The following is a 20,953-nucleotide window of genomic DNA, read 5'->3' on the forward strand; positions in this document are numbered from 1 at the left end:
TTGGCTGTCGCTAAAGCCCTTGATTGTTTCGTATCTCATCTTGTCATTATATCAAAACTTTCGCAAGAGGTCTAATAGTTATATTAATTTTTTCTTCATCCAATTCACGACCTTGCTCTATATAAGCTTGTATAATATGTTCTCTATTATACCAATTTTTTAAAGCTTGCAAAAAATCAATCGCCGCTTGTTTGATTTTGGCTTTGTCCATATAAAAATTTTCCATACTATACTCCCCACTTTAAACATTATCTTTACTGATTTAAAATATACTATAGCAAAATTAGCTAAAATCAATCCAACAAATCAATAATACTGCCCCTTACCTTGTGCATTTAAAAAAGCAGGGATAAGTCCAGTTAGTGCCACACGAATATCATCACGTTCATTAATTAATTGATGCGAACCTTCTTCGAGCATTAATACGGTTTGTAAACGGAATTTTTTACGAATATATTCAATATTATATCGCCAATCTACCGTTTCATCCAAAGCCCCTTGTGCCACCCACACAGGAATACGACAAGCAGGACGCTGTTCCATATCATTAATCCAACGCGTCATTGCCAAAATCCACCCCATGCCCATGGTGCGTGGCTGTAACGGATCATATAAACGGACAAATCGCAAAAATTCAGGATTATGATTATTACGCCTAAAATGGCGTGGAATATCATTTTTAATCAGTTTGACCACACCCAAGCCAATCGGATTATGCCACCATGCCGACTTTGCAGGACGTAACAATGGTGATAATAATAATACTCGCTCCACAATCGGACTTTTACGCTCAGCCGCAAATGCCAAAATGTGATCCATCCAAATCGCCCCACCAGTACTTTGCCCGATACCGAGCCAAGGTTTTGGTAAAATATCCACATGCTTTTGTACAATGTGTTTGATATTTAATAATATTTTTTGGTAATCAGCAAAATTATCAATATTGGCACTCGCCCCACTGCTCAAACCATGCCCTGGTAAATCATACACAATCACACTAAAACCATGTTGCAATAATTCAGCAATAATCGGCTGATAAATGCCACTATGCTCTAGATAACCATGCAAAAGCCAAACACTGCCCCGAATATCATCAGTTTTGGGCTGAAAGACTTGCACATGAATATCAAATTGTTCAATACTCACCTTGCCTTGCCAACGCTGTGCATCCAATGCATTTAAACCATATAACAAAGCATAGCTTTTTAGCTCATCATTCCATTCAGTTTGTAATTGGCTCAAGTCCAAAATCGGTAAAGCACTTGCTGTAGCTTTACTCGGGATTGGTAAATTCTGTTGGCGTAAATCATACAAGTTAGCAAAGGGTAATTGTGGCATTATGGTACTTCTCTACAATCAGTATGACCTAGCAAGACATCACGCATCAGTGCAGCCGCCTCATAAGTGGCACGGCGACTATGCATCCAATTTTGGCTTGATGGCATCCATGTGGTTAAATTATTGGGTAATTGGGCATCAATAGGTACGGTATGAATGCCATTTTGTGCGAATAAACGCTGTGAACGTGGCATATGATAAGCATCAGTGATGAGATAAACACTCGGTGCACCACCTCGCTTTTGCAACAATAAAGCGGTAAATCGTGTATTTTCACAGGTATTCATGCTCTTATTTTCCAAAAGTTCGGCTTTGACACCATTGGCGACCAGCCATTTTTGCATATAAGGGGCTTCCACACCACTCAATACAATTGGCAGGGCTTGTTTTTGATAAATTTCCAATACACGTTGCAATCGATTTTCAGTGTATTTATTAATAATAATATCACTGTCTTTTTTGGTCAAACCACCACCTAAAACAACGATTGCATTCGGCTTGAAATCTTGCTCATCTGTTTTGACTGAGTTTGGCGTACCAATTGCTTGAATATCAATTGCAGGTTCGGATGCAAATTGATTTTGCTTGGAGATTAGTCGTTGTTCAGTGGTGTTTTGTAATGGCTTATTATCCAATGTGGCAGATGCTGTCTTGCTGTCTTGCATAACATCTTGATTAACTTTGAGATTGGCAAGGTAATTATCCAAAGCATTACTTTGCACACTACTGGCAGGCTGTTTATCTTCATCTTTTACATACAATAAAAATGCACGATATTGCTGAAAACGCTGTTGTAATTGCGAATTGTCTTGAGATGTATTCTTTTCAGTATCTATCACATACTGCTGATTGAGATTGGCATTGGCTTCTTGGCTGGCATTTGCAGTTTCGCTATTTACACGTTGTACATGACTCTGATTTTTTTTATCTTTTTCAATCTCTTTTAACAATTGCTTATAGCGTGCATAAAGATTATCTTTACGCAAATGATCATCCATAGAATGACTAATCTCATAAAGATAAGCACGACGTGCGATCCACTCGTTTGAACCTGGTTCAAATTGGTCGTCCAAACTCAATTGAGCAGCTTTTTGACTTTGTGCAGCAATCGGGTTGATTTGTACAGGCACAGCACGTTGCAATAGCCACAACAGGCTACGAGAATAAAAGGGCGAATAGATAAATAATACTAGCCCCGTTACAGCGATACACAGTAACATGATGTATTTTTTACCCTTTGCAATAAGTGCCTGCAAAAATTGTTGCCTTGATAGCGACGCTTTCAACGTATTCTCTTTTTAAAACTGATCAATTTAAACACATTGACCATCACCCTAATGAAATTATAAACTGTAAAGTCAAATCACTTATATTTGATGGCAAGTGTGATGCGACACCACCTGTCCCAAAGCATTTAATAATACAGGCTCGGGTTCTAAAAGTATAGCAAACTGTTGCTGTACGTCATGTTGCACTTGTTGATAGGTGTTTTGTACATCACTTAGGCTTGCATCAGCATAATTTACTAAGACTAGAGCTTGTCTAGCAAACATACCGACTTTACCCAACTGCTTGCCTTTCCATCCTGCCTGTTCAATCAGCCAACCTGCTGCAATTTTTTGCATGCCGTTACTTTGTGGATAATGTGGCATATTTGGAAATTTTTGCTGTAATTGCTCAAATTGCTGTGTTGAAATCAACGGATTTTTAAAAAAACTGCCTGCATTGGGATATTGACTTGGCTGTGGTAATTTTTCCGAACGGATGGCAATAATGGTTTGTAATAATTTTTCAGGCGTTTGCTCATCGCCCATACGCTGTGCGACATCAGCATAATTGATTTTTAATTTTGCTTGTTTGAGTAATTTAAAACTCACCGCATAAATCACATAACGTCCCGCATTTTGTTTAAAAATACTGTCACGATAAGCAAATTGGCAATCTGCCGCATCAAATATAACATCTTGTTGTTGTGCGGTGTCATAAGCCCAAATCTGTTGGATAAACTCACCTACTTCTACACCATAAGCCCCGATATTTTGAATTGGGCTTGCACCGACTTTACCTGGAATTAAGGCTAAATTTTCCAAGCCATGATAACCTTTGGCACAGCAATCCAAGACAAATTGATGCCAATTTTGCCCTGCATACGCTTTAACCACCACCGAATCTTGGTCTTGAGTTAAAATTTCTTCACCCAAAATCGCCATATCCAGCACCAAAGCATGGATTTTTTCGGGTAATAAAAAATTACTTCCACCCGATAAAATCACCCAATTTAAATGATGTTGCTTGGCATATTCCACAGCTAGAGCAATCTGTGAAATCTGTTGAATTTGCACATAATGACTGGCGACACACTGTAAAGCCAAAGTATTTTTTTGTGTTAAATCAACATCGTATTGAATATTTAAATCAGTCATGATTGTATATGCCTAAACTATCAAGTTAAATCATTATTAATTTTAATGATTAGTGTTGCGACCAAACTTCTAGCCAAGCTTGGCTACTGCTTTCACATTGAGCAATGACACGTTGAAAGTCCGCTTCATCACCATAATACGGATCTGGCACAGCTTGTCGTGGATATCGTGGGTCATGTTCGCTCATCAAAGCAATTCTGGCATGTTTAGCCTGTGGCAAAGTGTGTTTAACCCGTTGATATAGGTCTTGAATATCCGCTAAATTTTGCGAATCCATCGCCAAAATCCAATCAAAATCAACAAAGTCTTGGGCTTGAATTTGTCTCGCACGCAATGCGGATAAATCATAACCGTGTTGTAAAGCATACTTTTGACTACGGTTATCAGGGGCTTTATTAGGATGATAATTGCTTGTACCTGCTGAATCGACTAGCACAGATACCTTCAATTGTTTCGCTTTTTCACGTAAAACCACTTCTGCCGTAGGAGAGCGACAGATATTACCTAAGCATACACACAATACACGTAACATGATTTATTCAGCCCATAATAAGTGATTGAATAATAGAATAGATCTAACGTTTGCCCATAGAGCGACGTGTGCCACGTGGCGGTGGGAAAGTGCGATCAGCGTAGTTTTCAGGCTTAGGACGAACATCATTATGTGCATCCGTATTTTGTTTTTGCTCTTCGCTAGGCATTGGAAACGGCAGTTTCACTGCGACTTTCGGCTTTTTTGCTGTATTGTTTTGAGATGACATCGAAAGCTACCAAAATTAGATTTTAAATATTCTGTAATCACGAAAAATTATGCTTTAACATGAATTACAACCAAATACAAAAAGGATTGATTGCTCAATCCCTTTTGTGTACTGCAATTTTTAGTAAAATACCACTAAAAATTAGTTACCTGCAGCAGCCGCTTGAGCAGCTGCAACTTCGTCAGCAAAGCTCATTTCAGCTTTCTTCTCGATGCCTTCACCTACTTCGAAACGTACAAATTCAACGATGTTTGTGCTAGTTGATTTCAATACATCAGCGACTTTCTTATCGTTGTCAATCACGTACATTTGACGATCAAGTGCAACTTCATTCAAGTATTTATCAACAGAACCTTGAACCATTTTTTCAATGATGTTCGCAGGTTTACCTGATTCAGCAGCTTTTGCTTCAGCGATTTCTTTCTCTTTTGCAACTAAGTCAGCTGGAACTTGTTCAGCTGTTACTGCAACTGGGTTGAACGCTGCAACGTGCATTGCTACGCCTTTACCAGTTTCTGCATCACCAGTATAAGATACAACTACACCGATTTTCAAACCGTGTTTGTAAACAGCCAAGTTTTCACCAGCAACGATTTTTGCACGACGAACTTGGATGTTTTCACCGATTTTTTGAACCAATGCAATACGTGCTTCTTCAACAGTTTGTGCATCATCATATTGCAATGTAGCAACTTTCTCAGCGTCAGTTTCACCTGAAGCAAGAATGATTTCAGCAACTTTCTTAGAGAAGTTTGCAAAGTTTTCGTCTTTTGCAACGAAGTCAGTTTGACAGTTTACTTCAACCAATACAGCTTTGTTGCCGTCTTGAACGATAGTGATTGCACCGTCAGCAGCGATGTTACCTGCTTTTTTAGCAGCTTTTGCTTGACCTGATTTACGCAAGTTGTCAATCGCTAATTCGATATCACCATTTGCTTCAGTCAATGCTTTCTTACATTCCATCATTGCAAGACCAGTACGGTCACGCAATTCTTTGACCATTTGTGCAGTAATTTGGCTCATACATACCTCAAATTTTAGTTTTTCAATTCGGTTTAAACGTAAAAAGGCTCACAAAATCAACAACTGTATTTTATAAGCCTCTTTATTTTACTCGATTTTGTGTGCTAATAAAGCGAATCTTTTTTAGCACACTCATCATTATTCAGCAGCAGCTTCTTCAGCTTTTTCTTCAGTCTCTTGACGAGCTACACCTGCTTGGTTGTTTGCATATTCTTTACCAGCAAGAATCGCATCAGCCATTGCAGAAGCGTACAAAGTTACCGCACGGATCGCATCGTCATTACCAGGAATGATATAATCAACGCCATCTGGGTTTGAGTTTGTATCAACGATACCGATTACTGGAATACCCAAGTTGTTTGCTTCTTTGATTGCAATCGCTTCGTGATCAACGTCAACGATGAACAATGCGTCTGGCAAACCGCCCATGTTTTTCACGCCGCCCAAAGCACGCTCAAGTTTTTCCATCTCACGAGTACGTTCTAATGCTTCACGTTTAGTCAACTTAGCAAAAGTACCGTCTTGAGATTGAGTTTGAAGATCTTTCAAACGGTTGATTGACTGGCGTAAAGTTTTCCAGTTCGTCAACATACCACCTAACCAACGGTGATCAACGTATGGTTGACCTGCACGTTGTGCTTGTTCACGGATGATGTTTGATGCAGCACGTTTTGTACCAACAAACAATACTTTATTCTTTTTAGCTGCCAAGTTATTGACAAAGTTTAATGCATCGTTCAACGCTGGAGCAGTTTTATCCAAGTTGATGATGTGAATTTTGTTACGCGCGCCGAAGATATATTGACGCATTTTTGGATTCCAAAAACGAGTTTGGTGACCAAAGTGAGCACCTGCTTGAAGCAAGTCACGAACGCTTACATTGTAGCTGTTAGACATAAGAATAACCTATAAAAATTTGGGTTAAGCCTCCATATATCCGCATCCTCCACTTCTTTTGCTTATCACAAGCGAAGCACCCAGAGTAATGTGACGATATATGTGCGGATTTTCAAGAAAATGAATTTTAAAGTATTTTCAGCCAAATTTTGCATAACAAAATAAAGTAAAAAACCATTTGAAAAAATTCGTGCATATTTATACCATAGACGCACACAAATTGCTATTTATTTTTATTTGAATATGATTAATTTTACCCAAACTGCACCACGTCACCTGATTAAGACTCCCGATGAAATTACCAAAATGCGTGTTGCTGGTCGTATGGCCGCTGAAATTTTGGATATGATTGAGCCTTATGTACAAGCTGGCGTTTCGACTTTAGAGCTAGATCGTATCTGCCATGAGCATATTGTCAATGTACAAGGTGCAATCCCTGCATGTATCGGCTACGGTGGTGGTGGTGGCCGTCCTGCGTACATGCATGCTACATGTATTTCTGTTAACCATGTAGTTTGTCATGGTATTCCTTCTGAAAGTAAAATCTTGAAAAAAGGCGATATTCTCAATATTGATGTGACTGTGATTAAAGATGGTTATCATGGTGACAGTAGCAAAATGTATATCGTGGGTGGTGAGACTTCTGTACTTGCACAACGTCTTTGTGATGTGGCACAAGAAGCATTATATATCGGCATGAGCATGGTACGTGAAGGTGCTTTTGTTGGTGATATTGGTCATGCTATTCAAAAATATGTTGAGGCTGAACGTTTTAGCGTAGTGCGTGAATATTGTGGGCATGGCATCGGTCAAAAATTCCATGACGAACCTCAAATTGTGCATTATGGTATAGCAGGCACAGGTATGCAGCTTGAAGCAGGCATGACCTTTACGATCGAGCCAATGGTCAATGCAGGTGTATGGCAAACTAAGCTTCTGGGTGATAAATGGACTGTTGTGACCAAAGATCACAAATTATCTGCACAATATGAGCATATGATTGCTGTGACCAAAGATGGATTAGAAGTCTTAACCGCTCGTCCTGGTGAAGACTTGTCACGCTTTAAGCAGTAATTTATGTGTTGAAAAGAAACTACTGACTTGATTTAAGATGATATCGACTTCAACAAGTCAGTTTTTTCAAAGCCAAAATATTATTTGGGTATTGAGCGATAAAAGACTGTTATAGGCATTTAATTGCTCAATAAATAGCGTGACGCACTTTACTATATGCTCAAACTTGGTGTAGAATCATGCCACTTTGCAATTTAAGTCTAGTTTTTCCAAAATTATAAGTCGTTGCAAAAGAAAATTTCCTTTTCGGGCCTATAGCTCAGTTGGTTAGAGCAGCGGACTCATAATCCGTTGGTCGACAGTTCAAGTCTGTCTGGGCCCACCATATTTATAAAACCTATCTTATTGTTTTAAGATAGGTTTTTTATTTACGCTAATGAAATGAGTTTATTAAAAATATAAATCAAAACCACGCCGATAGCATTGCAAATTCGTTGATTACTGCTAAAATCCATATGGTAATAAACACCCCTAAACCACAATTAAAGGATTTGTGATGAGTTCATTAAACACTTTACAACCAACATTATTATGGCAATGGTTTGCCCAAATCTGTAGCATTCCCCACCCTTCACATCATGAAGAAGAATTGGCTCAACATATTATGGATTGGGCAAAGCAACAGTCTTTTGATGTGTCACAAGATAGCGTTGGCAATATTTTAATCCGTAAACCTGCCACCAAGGGCATGGAAAATCGTCAATCTGTTGCCCTACAAGCGCATATTGACATGGTACCGCAAGCCAATGCCGACACAGCACATGATTTTACCAAAGATCCGATTTTAGCACATGTCGATGGTGAATGGGTCAAAGCCAAAGGCACAACTTTGGGTGCTGACAATGGTATCGGTATGGCATCGATGATGGCAATCTTGGAAAGTAGAGACACTGCCCATCCTGATTTAGAAATTTTAATCACGCGTACTGAAGAAACAGGTATGGTCGGTGCGATTCACCTTGCCCCAAATTGGTTAAAAAGTAAAATTTTAATCAATACTGACACCGAAGAAATCGGCGAAATTTATATCGGCTGTGCTGGCGGTATCGATGCCAATTTGGCAATGCCGGTAGCGTGGCACACTGCATCAAGCAATACAACAGCGATTAACATCAGCGTCAAAGGCTTATCTGGTGGACATTCAGGTATTGATATTCATCACCCAAAAGGCAATGCCATCAAGCTATTAAGCCGTATGTTACAGCTTGCTCAACAACGAGTTGATTTTAATATTGCACAACTTAAAGGCGGTACTTTACGTAATGCCATTCCTCGTGAAGCCAATGCAACAATTTTGGTTGATGCACAAAATACTGAAAAATTGGTCACTTTGCTTGAACAATACCGCAAAGATATCATCACTGAGTATGTTGATTTTGAAAGTAAGTTAAAAATCGATATTGAAAAAGCATCAGCTCAAGAACACACATCATGTTTGGATGTAAAAACCAGTAAGCATATCGTAAATGTATTATATGCCTTACCAAATGGTGTCAATCGTTATTCTGCTACCGTTGAACATACCGTTGAAAGCTCGGTTAATCTGGGTGTGGTCACTTTGGATCAAGATCGAGTTTATATTCAACAACTTGTGCGTTCTTTACATGAAGAAGGCAAACAAGCAGTGTGTAGTCAGATACAAGCGATTGCCGACCTTGCTAATATGCAGATGGAGTTTGACATTGATTATGTCGGTTGGGTACCTGACTTAAATTCAGACATTACGCAACTGACGCAACAAGTCTATACTGAGATTCTTAAGCATCCTGCGGAATATAAAGTGATTCATGCTGGCTTAGAATGTGGTTTATTGAAAAAAGTTTATCCTGATGTCGATATGGTATCTATCGGACCAACCATCAAACATGCCCACTCTCCTGATGAAAAAGTCAATATCGCTGCGGTATCAGTATATTGGGATTTATTATGTAGCGTTTTAGCTCGTATTCCTGAAAAAACTGCTTAGTCCGTATAGCTACGATCGATTAAGTGATTTGGATCACCAATACAGATTGAAGTATTGGTGATTTTTTATAAATAAAGTATTAATTTTTGCTTTATCAAGAAATTAGATATACAAAACAATATAAAAGCTAGAGAAAAACCAACAAATATTGTAACATAGCCTTATTTTTTTATAATTGGATAATCCGATGCGTGAATATGCTGTATTTACTTCTGAATCTGTAAGTGAAGGTCACCCTGATAAGATGGCCGATCAAATCAGTGATGCCATTCTTGATGCGATCTTAGCACAAGACCTTCATGCCCGTGTCGCATGTGAAACGTTGGTGAAAACTGGTGCTGTAGTGTTAGCCGGTGAAGTGACAACCACTGCCAATGTCGATATCGAAGCCATCGTACGTAAAACGGTCAATGATATTGGCTATAATCATTCTGATCTTGGTTTTGATGGCTCGACTTGTGCCGTGATCAATATGATTGGTAAACAATCACCAGAAATCGCTCAAGGTGTTGATCGTCAAAAACCTGAAGAACAAGGTGCTGGTGACCAAGGCTTGATGTTTGGTTATGCAAGCCGTGAGACTGATGTATTAATGCCTGCCCCGATTTCTTATGCACATCGTTTGGTCGAAAAGCAAGCTGAATTACGCCGTAATGGTACTTTGGCGTGGTTACGTCCTGATGCCAAAAGCCAAGTCACTTTTGCCTATGAAAATGATCATCCAGTACGTTTGGATGCAGTGGTTTTATCTACACAGCATGACCCGAGTATTTCTCAAGCTGATCTTAAAGAAGCAGTGATCGAAGAAATTATCAAAAAAGTCATCCCAAATGAGATGTTCCACAAAGACACCAAATTCCATATCAATCCAACTGGTATGTTTGTAATCGGTGGTCCTGTTGGTGACTGTGGTTTGACTGGTCGTAAAATCATCGTCGATACTTATGGTGGTATGGCACGTCATGGCGGTGGTGCATTCTCTGGTAAAGATCCATCAAAAGTGGACCGTTCAGCAGCATATGCTGGTCGTTATGTTGCCAAAAATATTGTGGCAGCAGGACTTGCAGACAAGTGTGAAATTCAAGTGAGTTATGCAATTGGTGTGGCTGAGCCGACCTCGATTTCAATCAATACTTTTGGTACTGCCAAAGTCGCAGAAGACACCATTATTGCTTTAGTGCGTGAGCATTTTGATTTGCGTCCGTATGGCATTACTCGTATGTTGAATTTATTGCAACCAATGTATCAACAGACTGCAAGTTATGGGCATTTTGGGCGTATTGGTTCAGAAAATGCCTTTACTTGGGAATTGACTGATAAAGCAGAAGGCTTGGCAATTGCTGCTGGGTTGAAATAAACTTTGCTTGTGTAGAAAAGAGAGCGAAAGCTCTCTTTTTTATGGGAAAAATACTCGATATTAAGTCATTGATTGACTTTAGCACCTAATCAAGAAATAATAAGCTTGGCTTCATTGGAGAAATAAGTATGGTTATCGAGATTAGTTTACTCCCGCCTACTGTTCAACAACAAATATTGGCAGTCATGCAAGGCGAAATTGTACAATTTGCTCAAGATGGCAAAATCATTGCGCAATTATCGCAAGATAGCATCCCAAAGCACAGTTCAAAATTAATCGGTGATGAGCAAGCCTTTGGTTTATTTAAAGATTATGAGATTGATGGTTTGGAATATGAACGTCAAGTACGTAGTGAGTGGGAATAAATGTACCTTATAGATACCAATATCATCATTTATTACTTAAATGGTGATAAACAGGCACGTCATTTTTTAAATGAAAATCATGGTCATCTTGCGATTTCCACCATTACAGTATTAGAAGTCTTATCTTTTGGTAATGATGAAAATGCTGTAACGATTGCTGAATCATTTCTACAAAACAATTTTACTTGGCTTGATGTTAGCCGTGACATTGTATTTGAAAGCACAAAAATACGTCGTCAAAAGAAGACTAAAACACCTGATGCAATCATTGGGGCAACCGCCGTATGTCATAATTTGACATTAGTCAGTCGCAATGAAAAAGATTTTCAGCATTTACCTTGTAAGTTGATTAATCCAATCGATTAAAAAAGAGTAATCATAAATTACTCTCTGCCATCTAAAATCAAAATTAATCAAAATCTAATAGCATAGTCAGGGTAACCGCAAGCTTGGTATAAAAAGTATACAAATTTAATCAATTAGTCGAAATTTGATATGAATAAATGTTCTTGCATTTATTTTATCCAAAATGCTAAATTTAACAAAAATACTTATCTTTCATAACTTATTGAAAAAAGAGTGTTATTTTTTAATCCAGGTTCGCGGTTGCCCTGATTGAGATTATTAAATGTAAGATTTCGATATTGTGAAATTATTTATTTTTTGTTATAGTTAATTTGCTCTCAGAGTAGTCTGAGTGGAACAGTATGTAAACTTGTGGTAATGTCGCCGCAATTGTTCTATTTCTAGAAATAGAACAATTGCGTCTATTATATCAATTACTGATGTATCCATCAATACTTGGTATGGTATAAGCATAACTAACATGGTTATATAGCTCCTTGAATATGTTTTGGTTGCTCTGTAACAAGGAGTCTCAGAAAAGTATTTTACTTAGTATGGGATAAAAACTTTGAGGGTATCTATAGACAGCAACCATCTTAAACCCTCAGAGTTTGGCAAATCTTTGAAATGAACTCATTAGATTTACATGATTTTTTTACAAAGCGTAGCAAGTTAAAAAACTATCTTCATTTCGATAGAAAACCAAATATTTCTAATATAGTTAGTTTTGTCACAGATCCATTTAACATAGAACATCATGCTTTTTTTCCCTTTATCTCTTATATGACTCAAGAAACCAAAATTAAAACAGAGGCTCAAAATGGAAAATTAGGTTTTTTAAAACTACCACCTAAAGATAGATTAATTAACTATTCTAGCCATATAGATAGTGCAATTTATGCCTACTACGCTACAATATTATATAAACATTATGAATGCTACTTAAAAAATCAAGGGTTATCAGATAGCATTATTGCTTTTAGAAAAATTTCAAAAGTAATACATGGGAAAAAAACATCATTTTGTAACATTCATTTTAGCAAACAAGTTTTTGATATCATTAAGGATAGAAAAAATTGCACTGTATTATGTTTTGATATTACAAAGTTTTTTGATAACCTCGACCATGAAGTTTTGAAACAACAATGGTGTCAAGTATTAGATGTTGAAAGATTACCACAAGATCATTTTAAAGTTTATAAATCTTTAACAAAATTTGCTTATGTTGATAAAAAAGATTTATATCAAAAATTAGGCTTATCATTAAGAAGCCGTACATTACATAAACGCATGGATCGATTATGCTCTGTAAATGATTTCAGAGAAATTGTTCGTAAAGGTAATCTAATCAAGGTTAATCAAAATCAAGGGATTCCTCAGGGTTCTCCGATGAGTGGTTTATTATCTAATATTTATATGATGAATTTTGACAAAGTTATTTTTGATTTCTGTCAGAAAAATAATGCACATTATTTCAGATATTGCGATGATATGATTGTTATCTCTTGCCACAAATTGGCGGACGAAGTTGAAAGATTGGTTATCAATGAGATACAAAAGCTTTCTTTAAATATAAACCCTGCTAAAACACAAAAAATTATATTCAATGACTTGAAAATACAGATTACTGGCAAATCAACATTTAATCAGCCGACTAGATTACAATATTTAGGTATTGAATTTGATGGGGAAAATGTATTTGTCAGAGATAAAGGGCTATCAAGACATCGTTATAAAATGCGAAAAGCCATTCGTATGCGTGGAAATCATTACCGTCGATTAAAAGCAAATAATCAGTTATCAAAAAATGGGATTTTTGAAAGAAAATTATATGTTAGATATACCTATATTGGACGCAGGAATTACCCAAAGTATGTATACAGAGTATCAGAAAACTTCAATTCTTATACGGTTAGAAAACAAATTAAAAATCACTGGAATGAGTTCCATAGTTATTTAAATAAGCGATTAAATAGATAAGGCAAGGTAAGCTATGTTTTATCTACCCTATCCATTTTATAGATTTTAAATATCACTCAAATTAGGTGCTAACCACCGCTTAGCCGTCTCAATATCCCACCCTTTACGCTTGGCATAGCTTTCCAATTGGTCTTGGCTGATTTTACCAACATTAAAGTATTCACTTTCAGGCAAGCTGTAATAAAAACCACTCACACTTGATGGCGGATACATGGCATAACTGCTAGTGAGCTGTGTGCCGATAGCATTGGTCGAGTCTAACCACGCAAACAAAGTGGCTTTTTCGCTATGTTCAGGACAAGCAGGATAACCCGGCGCAGGACGAATACCGACATATTTTTCCTTAATCAATTCTTCATTGCTTAAGTTTTCATCAGCTTGATAACCCCAATATTCCTTACGGATACGCTCGTGCAAATGCTCGGCAAAGGCTTCGGCAAAACGATCACCCAAACTTTGTGCCAAAATCGCTGAATAATCATCACCTTTGGCTTTGTATTCATTCGCCATTTCTTCCACACCAAAGATAGATACGGTAAAGCCACCGAGATAGTCAGTGACTCCCTCTCCCCAACCCTCTCCCTGAGGGAGAGGGAGTTCCTCCCCCTGTTGGGGGGAGGTTAGGTGGGGGGTAGGCTTAATGAAATCCGCCAAAGAATAATTGGCTTTACCCGTGACTTTATCCGACTGTTGGCGTAAATGATAAAATTCATGCAATGGCTTGCCCTGTTCATCATATACCGTCACTGTATCGTGATCGGTACGCTTGGCAGGCTGAATGGCAAATACCGCACGAGCATCAAAACGTTTGCTCTCGATAATATCTTTCAGCATAGTTTGTGCTTGACTGTACAAATCACGTGCCGCTTCACCGACAATTTCATCATCTAAGATTTTCGGGAATTTGCCTGCCAAACTCCATGAAATAAAGAATGGCGTCCAGTCAAAATATTTCACCAACACATCAAGTGGATAGTTGGTAATGACTTGTTTACCCAAAAAATTTGGCACAGGCGGGGTATAATTTTCCCAGTCTTTTTTGAAACCATGTTCAATCGCTTCGGCATAAGACAGCTTGGCTGCTTTTGGCTGTTTGTTAGCGATACGTTCACGCACTTTGGCATATTCGGCTCGATATTCTGCTACAAAGTCGGCTTTCATGTCTTTGGATAAAAGTGTAGTCGCTACACCGACCGCACGGCTCGCATCCGCCACATAAATCACCGCATCATTTTGATATTGTGGATCAATTTTGACTGCGGTATGGGCTTTGGATGTGGTCGCACCGCCAATCAATAACGGAATTTTAAAGCCTTTACGTTGCATTTCTTTGGCAACAAAAACCATTTCATCCAAACTTGGCGTAATCAAACCCGACAAACCGATAATATCGACTTTTTCATCAATGGCTTTTTGTAAAATGGTTTCGGCAGGCACCATCACACCCAAATCAACAATGTCATAGCCATTACAGCCCAACACCACGCCTACGATATTTTTACCAATATCATGCACATCGCCTTTGACGGTTGCCATCAGGATTTTACCCTTACTCTCGCCTGCGGTTTTTTCCGCTTCGATATAGGGATTGAGCCATGCCACTGCTTGCTTCATCACACGGGCAGATTTCACCACTTGTGGCAAGAACATTTTCCCTGCACCAAACAAGTCCCCGACCACATTCATGCCATCCATCAAAGGCCCTTCGATCACATCTAAAGGACGTTTGGATTTTAGGCGGGCTTCTTCGGTATCTTCATTGATAAAAGTAGTAATACCTTTTACCAAGGCATATTCTAGGCGTTTTTCCACTGATTGATTACGCCATTCTAGATTTTCCGCTTCTTTGGTTGCACCACTTTGACCACGATATTTTTCCGCCACTTCTAATAGTTTTTCTGTGGCAGCTTGTCCAGATTCGCCTTGATTTTGGTTGAGAATCACATCTTCAACCGCATCTTTCAACTCTTTGGCGATGTCATCATAAATGGCTAATTGTCCAGCATTGACAATACCCATGGTCATGCCCTGTTTGATAGCATGGTATAAAAATACCGCATGAATGGCTTCACGCACAGGTTCATTACCACGGAATGAAAACGATACGTTCGACACACCACCAGAAATCATGGCATGTGGCAAGTTTTGTTTAATCCAACCTGTCGCCTCGATAAAGTCCACCGCATAATTATTATGCTCTTCAATCCCTGTCGCCACGGCAAATACGTTCGGGTCAAAGATAATATCTTCGGCAGGATAACCCACTTCATCCACCAAAATCCGATACGAACGTTCACAAATTTCACGTTTACGCGCTGCGGTATCGGCTTGACCATTTTCATCAAATGCCATCACGATAATCGCCGCACCATATTGACGGCACAGACGGGCTTTTTCTACAAATTCATCATAGCCTTCTTTGAGTGAAATCGAATTGACAATCGGCTTGCCTTGTACACATTTTAAGCCAGCTTCGATAATTTCCCATTTTGAAGAGTCAATCATCAACGGTACACGAGAAATATCCGGCTCAGATGCCACTAGATTTAAAAAATGCACCATGGCATTTTGTGAATCTAGCATGCCTTCATCCATATTAATATCAATAACTTGGGCACCGGCTTCGACTTGTTGTTGTGCCACTTCTAAGGCTTCGGCAAATTTTTCTTCACGAATTAAACGTAAAAACTTTTTCGAGCCAGTCACATTGGTACGCTCACCAACATTGACAAATAGGCTATCAGCAAAAATATTAAACGGCTCTAAGCCACTCAAACGACAAGCAGGCACGGTATCAGGCACTTGACGTGGTTTGATGTCTTTCACCGCTTCATAAATGGCTTGAATATGGGCAGGCGTGGTACCACAGCAACCGCCAGTAATATTAATCAAGCCACTTTCGGCAAATTCACGGATAAATGCAGCAGTCTGCTCAGGCGTTTCATCATATTCACCAAAAGCATTCGGCAAGCCGGCATTAGGATGTGCTGAGACAAACGTATCGGCAATATCGGCAATGGTTTTGACGTGTGGACGCATGGCATCTGCACCCAAGGCACAGTTAAAACCAATTGACAATAAATCACCATGACGCACCGAATTCCAAAAGGCTTCGGCAGTTTGACCAGTCAAAGTACGCCCAGATGCATCAGTAATCGTCCCTGAAATCATTACTGGCAATTCACGTCCAAGCTGTTGAAAGACTTCTTTGACCGCAAAAATCGCCGCTTTACAGTTCAGCGTATCAAATACCGTTTCGATTAATAGAATATCCGCACCGCCCTCAATCAAAGCAATCGCCGCTTCGATATAATTTTCTTTCAGTTCATCAAAAGTAATATTACGATAGGCAGGATTATTCACATCAGGGGAAATTGAGCAAGTGCGTGATGTTGGTCCCAGTACACCGGCAACAAAACGTGGCTTGCCAGGGGTAGAATATTTCTCACAAGCTGCCTTGGCAATGCGTGCTGCCTCACGGTTAATCTCTGGCACCAAATCTTCCATGTGATAATCTGACATCGATACCCTTGTACCGTTAAAGCTATTGGTCTCGATAATATCGGCACCGGCTGCCAAATATTGCTCGTGAATGCCTTGGATAATTTGCGGTTGTGTCAGTACCAATAAGTCATTATTGCCTTTTAAGTCACTCGCCCAATCGGCAAAACGTTCACCTCGGTAGTCTTCTTCTTGTAATTTATGGCGTTGAATCATGGTTCCCATCGCACCATCAATGATGAGAATACGTTCTTTAAGCAATTGTTTTAATTGTGAAATCGCTGCATCAGCAATAGGCTTAGTATAAGAAGAAGATACGGTTTGGCTAGACATGATATGGGCTGACTGGCTAATAAAAACATGATTTATTATAGCAAATTTTTATATTTTGTACTTAAAATATAAACTTATCTTGAGATAAAAATATGCTAAACTCTTTCTATATTTTAAAATAATCTGTGACATCCAAAGAAAAGGTCAGGAAAAACAAGCCATGCTATCAAAGCCATCCTATTACGTCAGCTACAAAGTCTTTGCATTGGTCGCATTGTTTGGTATGGCAATAAGTTTATTTTTTCTAAATTCTGAAAATCTATGTCTTTTCTCATATTTAGTGGGAGAAAATCAAGAACAAATATTATTTTTATCTGAGATTCTCAGTAGTGGAAATGATGATGACACAGTCTTTGCAGTAATGGCGATATTGAGTATATTGTCTGTGGTTATTTTAGGATTTTTAAAAGGATATTTCTATCTCATCGTGTGTTGTATATATTCTATTTTATTTATTATAACAAGCCTAGCATTGGAAGCGAGTAATCTATGGCAGTATATCATCAGCAATCTATTTTATTGTTCAAATCCTGTGTTTATTTTTGCAGTCATTTTATATATTATTTTTGTGATATTCAGTCTAATTTATTTCAACAGTTACTCAAAAATCATAGAACTAAAAGAATAGTTAAGCATGACAAAAAATATCTAATTTCTACAAAATTATGCCCTATGCTGTATCCATAATTGACGGCTTTTCAATGGTTTATTGCCCAAAATATCATTGATCATTTGACGATACAATTTACCAAATAAGTTTATATTTTGCAGATTCACTTGTTCATTTTCAGCCAAAACCAATAATTCTTTACCCAAAAAACCTTTGCCTGATAGGTCCAACATAAAACCTTGTTTAACCACAAACTGATAATAAGTATCCGCCTGTATAGGCTGCCCACGATGATCATACGCATAATCGATTGCATAACCCAATTCATTAAGTAATACTTGCTCAAAATGTCTTAATATCAGTTTTAATTGTAATTCTTTCGGATCATCTAAAATCAAGTTTTTTAATTGACTCAGTGCTAATTCATAAGCCTGATAAGTATTTGGCATTGGTACTTCTACTGCCAATAGCTTTAATAATAATTCATTTAGATAAAAGCCTGCAAATAATGATTTTTGCTGTAAATAAAATGGTGAACCTTGCAAATCAATTTGATTAAAATTTTTTAATTCTCTTTTGCCTGTCGCATTCAAACTCACCAAGTGATATAAGGCAGGGGGCAACTGCCGAATGACACCATCTACCCGACCACATTCTGCACTAAAAAAATGTAGAATGTGGCTACGTTCTCGGTAAGGACGCTGATGTATCGCATAGCCTGTCAGGCTTTGATTACGCAAGAAGATAATTCCATATAAGTAAGTATAGTGATGCTCTATACATCACTATAACCAAGACTCTTTAATGCACGTTCGTCATCAGACCAACCGCCTTTGACTTTTACCCAAAGTGTCAGCATGATTTTTTGCTCAAACATCTTTTCCATGTCTAAACGTGCATCCATACCAATTTTTTTCAGTTTTTGTCCTTTATCACCAATGACAATGGCTTTTTGTCCTTGGCGTTCTACAAAAATTGTTGCATCAATATAGGTACAAGCAGGCTTAATTTTACCTGTTTTTTCATTGACAACTTCATCTTCAGTTTTAAAACTTTCGATTTGGACTGTTAAATCATAAGGCAATTCATCGCCTAATTGACGCATGATTTTTTCACGAATCACTTCACTCGCCAAGAAACGTTCTGAGCGATCTGTGATTTGATCAGTCGAATACAATGGTGGGGAAAATGGTAGATATTTTTCGATTGTGTTGCGTAAATGATCTAAGTTATGCTCGTGTAATGCAGATACGGGCACAATCTCAGCAAAATTCATCAACTTTAGACGCTGCTCGATCAATGGCAAAATGGCTTTTTTATCTTCCAAAGTATCGACTTTATTGATGACTAACAACACTGGCATTTCAGCATTTTTAAGCTTTTCCAATACCAATTCATCATTTTGTGTCCACTTTTGCCCATCAATCACAAACAGTACCAAATTCACATCACGCAATGCTGAGTTGGCAGCTTTGTTCATCATTTTATTGATTGCACGCACTTCTTTTTTATGCATACCAGGGGTATCGACATACACTGCCTGCATGGTTTCGCGACTATCAATCCCCACAATCTTGTGACGTGTGGTCTGAGGTTTACGTGAAGTAATAGATAACTTTTGCCCCAAAAGGTGGTTCATCAAGGTAGATTTACCCACGTTTGGACGACCAACAATCGCAACAAAACCGCTACGAAAATCGCTAGGAATTTCATTTTTTTCAGCTGAAAAAAACTGATTTAACAGATCATCATTTTCTGACATAACAATACTCATTGGATTTATGCCTTAGACCAAACTAAAGCATAAAGAATTTGGAAACTTATAAATAGGATAATAACACAAACTAGACAGATTCTAATATTTTTAAAATTTCAGCAGCAGCGGCTTGCTCAGCATAACGGCGACTACTACTCTCACCGACTGCAATCGGTAGTTCATCTACATGACAGTGCACGGTGAAATGTTGATTTGGTGACTCGCCGATAATTTTTTCTACGGTGTAAACGGGTAAAGCCCGTTTGCGTGCTTGCAGGAATTCTTGCAAACGCGTTTTTGGATCTTTAAGCTGTTCGTGTGGTTGGACACTGTCTAAATACTTCGCATACCATGCCAGCACCAGTCGCTCAATTAAAGCGTAATCCTGATCGCTATCTAGGAATATTGCACCAATTAAAGCCTCGACCACATCAGCCAAAATAGACTCTCGGTGGTGGCCGCCTGATTTGGCTTCACTACTACCAAGAATCAAACATTGACCAAGCTGTAAATCCTTAGCAATTTTCGCAAGACTGTCTTGGCATACTAAAGTTGCACGCATTCGAGACAGCTTACCCTCCTTTTCTTTAGGGTAAGTGTCATACAAGTATTTAGCAATAATACTACTGAGTAAAGCGTCACCTAAAAACTCTAAACGCTCATAATTATGGCTACTGATAGAGCGATGCGTAAGTGCCAGCTTAAACAGATCAATCTGTTTAAACTGATAGCCTAAGCGGTTTAATAGATGCTTTTGTTTGATAGAGAGTGTCTTCAAGATAATAAACTACTAGTATTCTTTGTGGAACTTAATGACGAAGTCGATATTTGATACAAAATTCTTTCTAACCTCGTAATCTTTAGTCACTTTCAATTTTTTACCTTCCTGAATCTTAACAATATCGGTCGGTTTTAGGTCTCTAATATTATTCATATCAAGTTTCTTTTCTAACTCAACCAAAAATTCATCTTTGGTTTTATCTAATGAACCTGAGTTAACCATTGATTCTAGTTGAGAATCAATAGTTCTATCATCTATGAAGGGTGGAAAAAGACTTGCAAATATTTTGAGTGACAATGCAGCTAGGATCAAAAGACTCATGATACTACTTATCGACGCACCACGCTGTGTATTTCTCATCATTTACTCCAAAAATTGTTTAAAGAATTTAAATATTATAACCTTTACCAATATAAATTACGATAGTACTTACACTGACAAGT

At 38.2% G+C, this 20,953-nt stretch carries 19 protein-coding genes and 1 tRNA gene; 7 read left to right on the forward strand and 13 right to left on the reverse strand.

Annotated elements, in window-relative coordinates; translation table 11 throughout:
• Positions 1 to 46: 46 nt before the first annotated feature.
• The 8 genes from ACEYX7_RS03140 to rpsB all read right to left on the reverse strand — a co-directional run bounded on the left by ACEYX7_RS03140 (position 47) and on the right by rpsB (position 6,442).
• Positions 47 to 226 carry a hypothetical protein gene (locus ACEYX7_RS03140; protein ID WP_374807062.1) on the reverse strand — a complete coding sequence of 60 codons (180 nt, stop codon included), beginning with the start codon at positions 224 to 226 and terminating at the stop codon, positions 47 to 49.
• Between the two features lie 80 nt (positions 227 to 306).
• Positions 307 to 1,338: an alpha/beta fold hydrolase gene (locus ACEYX7_RS03145; RefSeq protein WP_374807061.1), complete on the reverse strand. Its 1,032-nt coding sequence runs from the start codon at positions 1,336 to 1,338 to the stop codon at positions 307 to 309.
• Complete coding sequence (locus ACEYX7_RS03150) at positions 1,338 to 2,594, reverse strand: YdcF family protein (protein ID WP_374804317.1); 1,257 nt, start codon at positions 2,592 to 2,594, stop codon at positions 1,338 to 1,340. The genes ACEYX7_RS03145 and ACEYX7_RS03150 overlap by 1 nt, the downstream gene beginning before the upstream one ends.
• Positions 2,595 to 2,705: 111 nt before the next feature.
• Positions 2,706 to 3,761, reverse strand: coding sequence for a UDP-N-acetylmuramate dehydrogenase (gene murB, locus ACEYX7_RS03155; protein ID WP_374804319.1), 1,056 nt, complete (start codon positions 3,759 to 3,761; stop codon positions 2,706 to 2,708).
• 49 nt (positions 3,762 to 3,810) lie between these two features.
• Complete coding sequence (locus ACEYX7_RS03160; protein ID WP_374807060.1) at positions 3,811 to 4,293, reverse strand: low molecular weight protein-tyrosine-phosphatase; 483 nt, start codon at positions 4,291 to 4,293, stop codon at positions 3,811 to 3,813.
• Positions 4,294 to 4,336: 43 nt separating this feature from the next.
• Positions 4,337 to 4,522, reverse strand: a complete 186-nt coding sequence (locus tag ACEYX7_RS03165) for a hypothetical protein (protein WP_374804323.1) — start codon at positions 4,520 to 4,522, stop codon at positions 4,337 to 4,339.
• A 141-nt stretch (positions 4,523 to 4,663) separates the two neighbouring features.
• Positions 4,664 to 5,545: a translation elongation factor Ts gene (gene tsf / locus ACEYX7_RS03170; RefSeq protein WP_374804325.1), complete on the reverse strand. Its 882-nt coding sequence runs from the start codon at positions 5,543 to 5,545 to the stop codon at positions 4,664 to 4,666.
• Between the two features lie 138 nt (positions 5,546 to 5,683).
• Positions 5,684 to 6,442 carry a 30S ribosomal protein S2 gene (gene rpsB / locus ACEYX7_RS03175; protein WP_374804327.1) on the reverse strand — a complete coding sequence of 253 codons (759 nt, stop codon included), beginning with the start codon at positions 6,440 to 6,442 and terminating at the stop codon, positions 5,684 to 5,686.
• Positions 6,443 to 6,688: 246 nt separating this feature from the next.
• Here rpsB and map point away from each other — a divergent pair, with 246 nt between their 5' ends.
• The 7 genes from map (at position 6,689) to drt2 (ending at position 13,529) form a co-directional block, all read left to right on the forward strand.
• The gene (gene map / locus ACEYX7_RS03180; RefSeq protein WP_374804349.1) at positions 6,689 to 7,516 is read left to right on the forward strand and encodes a type I methionyl aminopeptidase; all 828 of its coding nucleotides are present in this window, start codon (positions 6,689 to 6,691) and stop codon (positions 7,514 to 7,516) included.
• A gap of 248 nt (positions 7,517 to 7,764) precedes the next feature.
• Positions 7,765 to 7,841, forward strand: a tRNA-Ile gene (locus ACEYX7_RS03185).
• A 171-nt stretch (positions 7,842 to 8,012) separates the two neighbouring features.
• A complete protein-coding gene (locus ACEYX7_RS03190; protein ID WP_374804329.1) occupies positions 8,013 to 9,482 on the forward strand; it encodes an aminoacyl-histidine dipeptidase in 1,470 nt (489 codons plus the stop codon).
• A 187-nt stretch (positions 9,483 to 9,669) separates the two neighbouring features.
• Positions 9,670 to 10,839 (forward strand): methionine adenosyltransferase, encoded by a 1,170-nt coding sequence (metK, locus tag ACEYX7_RS03195; RefSeq protein ID WP_374804331.1) that lies wholly within the window; start codon positions 9,670 to 9,672, stop codon positions 10,837 to 10,839.
• 128 nt (positions 10,840 to 10,967) lie between these two features.
• Positions 10,968 to 11,204 (forward strand): hypothetical protein, encoded by a 237-nt coding sequence (locus ACEYX7_RS03200; RefSeq protein WP_374804333.1) that lies wholly within the window; start codon positions 10,968 to 10,970, stop codon positions 11,202 to 11,204.
• On the forward strand, positions 11,205 to 11,570 hold the full coding sequence (locus ACEYX7_RS03205; RefSeq protein ID WP_374807105.1) for a type II toxin-antitoxin system VapC family toxin: 366 nt from the start codon (positions 11,205 to 11,207) through the stop codon (positions 11,568 to 11,570).
• Between the two features lie 606 nt (positions 11,571 to 12,176).
• The gene (gene drt2 / locus ACEYX7_RS03210; RefSeq protein WP_374804337.1) at positions 12,177 to 13,529 is read left to right on the forward strand and encodes an antiviral reverse transcriptase Drt2; all 1,353 of its coding nucleotides are present in this window, start codon (positions 12,177 to 12,179) and stop codon (positions 13,527 to 13,529) included.
• A 45-nt stretch (positions 13,530 to 13,574) separates the two neighbouring features.
• Here drt2 and metH read toward each other — a convergent pair whose 3' ends face one another.
• From metH to ACEYX7_RS03235, 5 genes are all read right to left on the reverse strand, one after another.
• On the reverse strand, positions 13,575 to 17,363 hold the full coding sequence (gene metH, locus ACEYX7_RS03215) for a methionine synthase (RefSeq protein WP_374807108.1): 3,789 nt from the start codon (positions 17,361 to 17,363) through the stop codon (positions 13,575 to 13,577).
• A gap of 663 nt (positions 17,364 to 18,026) precedes the next feature.
• Positions 18,027 to 18,713: a DNA repair protein RecO gene (gene recO, locus ACEYX7_RS03220; protein WP_374804341.1), complete on the reverse strand. Its 687-nt coding sequence runs from the start codon at positions 18,711 to 18,713 to the stop codon at positions 18,027 to 18,029.
• Between the two features lie 35 nt (positions 18,714 to 18,748).
• On the reverse strand, positions 18,749 to 19,747 hold the full coding sequence (era, locus tag ACEYX7_RS03225; protein WP_374804343.1) for a GTPase Era: 999 nt from the start codon (positions 19,745 to 19,747) through the stop codon (positions 18,749 to 18,751).
• 70 nt (positions 19,748 to 19,817) lie between these two features.
• Positions 19,818 to 20,513, reverse strand: a complete 696-nt coding sequence (gene rnc / locus ACEYX7_RS03230; protein ID WP_374804351.1) for a ribonuclease III — start codon at positions 20,511 to 20,513, stop codon at positions 19,818 to 19,820.
• Between the two features lie 6 nt (positions 20,514 to 20,519).
• Positions 20,520 to 20,870 carry a DUF4845 domain-containing protein gene (locus tag ACEYX7_RS03235; protein ID WP_374804345.1) on the reverse strand — a complete coding sequence of 117 codons (351 nt, stop codon included), beginning with the start codon at positions 20,868 to 20,870 and terminating at the stop codon, positions 20,520 to 20,522.
• Between the last annotated feature and the right edge of the window lie 83 nt (positions 20,871 to 20,953).

Origin of the sequence: Hubeiibacter jixunmingi, from assembly GCF_041928215.1 — a bacterium.
In the GTDB taxonomy this organism is placed as follows: Bacteria; Pseudomonadota; Gammaproteobacteria; order Pseudomonadales; family Moraxellaceae; genus Acinetobacter.